Below are 2,339 nucleotides of genomic sequence, written 5' to 3'. Positions count from 1 at the left end.
GTTCACCGTGGCCTCCTTCGGATCGGTGCCCATGTGGAAGATCACCTGGATGGTCGCCTCCCCCGCACTGGTGGCGTCGGAAATCATGTACTTCATGTCCGGCACGCCGTTGATCGACTGGTCCAGCGGAATAAGACAGGATTCCTCAAGAACCTTGGCGCTGGCTCCCGGGTAGGTGATGCTGACCACCACCACCACGGGGGCCACGTTTGGGAACTGGGAGATCGGCAGCGTAAGGATCGAAAGCGCACCCAGAAACATGATGATCAGCGAGATCACCATGGCAAAAACCGGTCGATGAAGAATCTTGGCAAACATGGTCAGATTCTTCGATTTCGGTTGTGGCTACGTGCCAGAAACCGGCTTCCGATGTTGTGGATCGAAGTCACGACGTCAGGTGGTTAAATTGGTTTCCACCATGACCGTACCATGCGTTCCGGCCGGCTGACGTAGCCTCTCCAACCTATTTTCTCGTATGCCGGGAAGGGGTGTGCAGCGGCATTCCTATGGATGCCGCATCTGCCCTGAGCTGCCAGGCTCGAGTTTCCATGCGGGCCATCTACCCGCCGCTGGCTCGCCCTTTGAGACCAGGCCCAACTGGCTGTTTTCCTACTTGGACTTCAATCCCACTGTGTTCACCGAGATCACGCGATACGCGTGTTTCTTGCCAGCCTCGGCAGTGGTATCGGTGAAGGTCATCTTCACCAGTGGGTTTGAGGGTGTGTCGCTGTACTGCTGGCCTTGGAAGATCGGGCGACCGAAGGGATTCTTCGACTCTTGCGGCACAGTGCCTATTTCTTTGCCGTCGCGCTCGATGATGAAATGTCCGATGCCACTTTCGAGGTCAGCCTCGGCGTTCCAGGTGAGTTCACTGCCGTTCACGGTAACGTTCGTCGGAGCAGGCGGAGGCGTGGTGTCGGGAATCTGTGTGTCTTTGACAAACTGCATCCACTTCTTGGCCGTCGACTCATTGGGCAGCCAGACAGCTTTCTTCGCATCACCTTCGTATTTCGCTGCAGCGACGGCTTTCGTTCCAAGCAACGGCGCGAGCCATGCGCCCTCCGTGGGCATGGCATTCATCGGGTCACCACTCTTTTTGGGCAAACGTGCGGTGAGGCATGCGTCGAGCCACGGAATCGCCATGTAGCGCGAGTTGCCGCACTCGTGCGCCGTCAGCGGATCGACAGCGACGCCGATCAGTCCGCCTTTACCACGCACTTCGGTGAAGAACGCTTCATTCGAAGGCCACACTCCGGCGAAACGGCCCTCCTTCACCGTCACGCCCTCCTTCGTCCCCGGATTGCACATCACCGGCACCTGCAACGCCGCTTCAGGCACGGTGTGAGCCTTGATTGTTGTGCGCTTCGGATCGGATGTAAGCAACGGCACACCACTGCGCAGCCACGCGCACGCAACACGATCCGGATGCATCAATACCATGCCGCCTGCCCAGTGACCGCCGCCGCTGTGCCCCCACAAGGCCCACGGCACCTTCGCTTTTTCTTGAAGGACGCTCCGCCCGCCGAGATCTACACGGCACTTCTGAAACGACGCACTCGACCCATTGCGCGGATCACACCACATCTGGCAGTCGGCCTCCTGAGGCTGTTCATAACTCGGTGAGAGCAGCGCGCAGTCATGCTTCTTCGCCAAGGCCTGCCAGTGCAGATCAAATGCACCCGTGAGGCCCGATTTGCACGAGCCTTCGCCACAACCATGCTGATGCACAATGACTCCGCGCAGCGACTTCACCCCCGGCGGAATCCACACCGTGTAGTTCACCGGAAAAATCAGCTCGCCCGGAGCAACCTTTGGCTTGGGTGCCTCATAGCGCACGCGATACCAAGGCGGGTCCGCGGGCGGAAACACATCATAAGGCGCGTTCTGCGCGAAAACCGAGACCGCGAGTGCAGGAAGGAGAAAAACGAGGTGACGCATGGACCTAGCGAAACGAGCGAAAAACGTGTCGCTTTGCATTCGATGCACGATTTCGCGAATGAGGACGCAGACGAAGGTTGGCATTCGGTCCTGGCTGCGTTTAGCTCTGCGCATGAGTTCCTCACCAACCACCGGCATCATCGGCATGGGCCTGATGGGTTCGGCTGTTTTGAAGATGACCGGAGCATCACGAGGTTGGGATATGGATGAGGCGCGGTGCGTGAATGCCGTCACGGCGGCAGACGTGTTTGATCATTGTGATGTTGTTTTCCTCTGCCTGCCGAACTCGAACATCGTTCGCGATGTGTTGCGCGACGCAAAGCTGCGTTCCGGACAGATCCTCGTCGACACGACCACAGGTGATCCGTCCGAAATGGCCGCGCTGGGTGCCGAGCTGGCGG

General features: G+C 58.8%; 3 protein-coding genes. 1 reads left to right on the top strand and 2 read right to left on the bottom strand.

The window, feature by feature from the left end; genetic code table 11:
- The coding region (locus KDL09_RS24205; RefSeq protein ID WP_294391184.1) for an efflux RND transporter permease subunit at window positions 1-318 on the bottom strand (318 nt) is incomplete at its 3' end.
- Between the two features lie 291 nt (window positions 319-609).
- Complete coding sequence (locus KDL09_RS24200; RefSeq protein WP_294391181.1) at window positions 610-1,938, bottom strand: hypothetical protein; 1,329 nt, start codon at window positions 1,936-1,938, stop codon at window positions 610-612.
- A 112-nt stretch (window positions 1,939-2,050) separates the two neighbouring features.
- On the opposite strand from KDL09_RS24200, the gene KDL09_RS24195 reads away from it, so the two are divergent.
- The coding region (locus KDL09_RS24195) for an NAD(P)-binding domain-containing protein (protein ID WP_294391178.1) at window positions 2,051-2,339 on the top strand (289 nt) is incomplete at its 3' end.

Origin of the sequence: Prosthecobacter sp. (assembly GCF_020439865.1) — a bacterium.
In the GTDB taxonomy this organism is placed as follows: Bacteria; Verrucomicrobiota; Verrucomicrobiia; order Verrucomicrobiales; family Verrucomicrobiaceae; genus Prosthecobacter.
The sequence above is the reverse complement of the archived record's forward strand: the minus strand, read 5'-3'. Positions and strand labels throughout refer to the sequence as shown.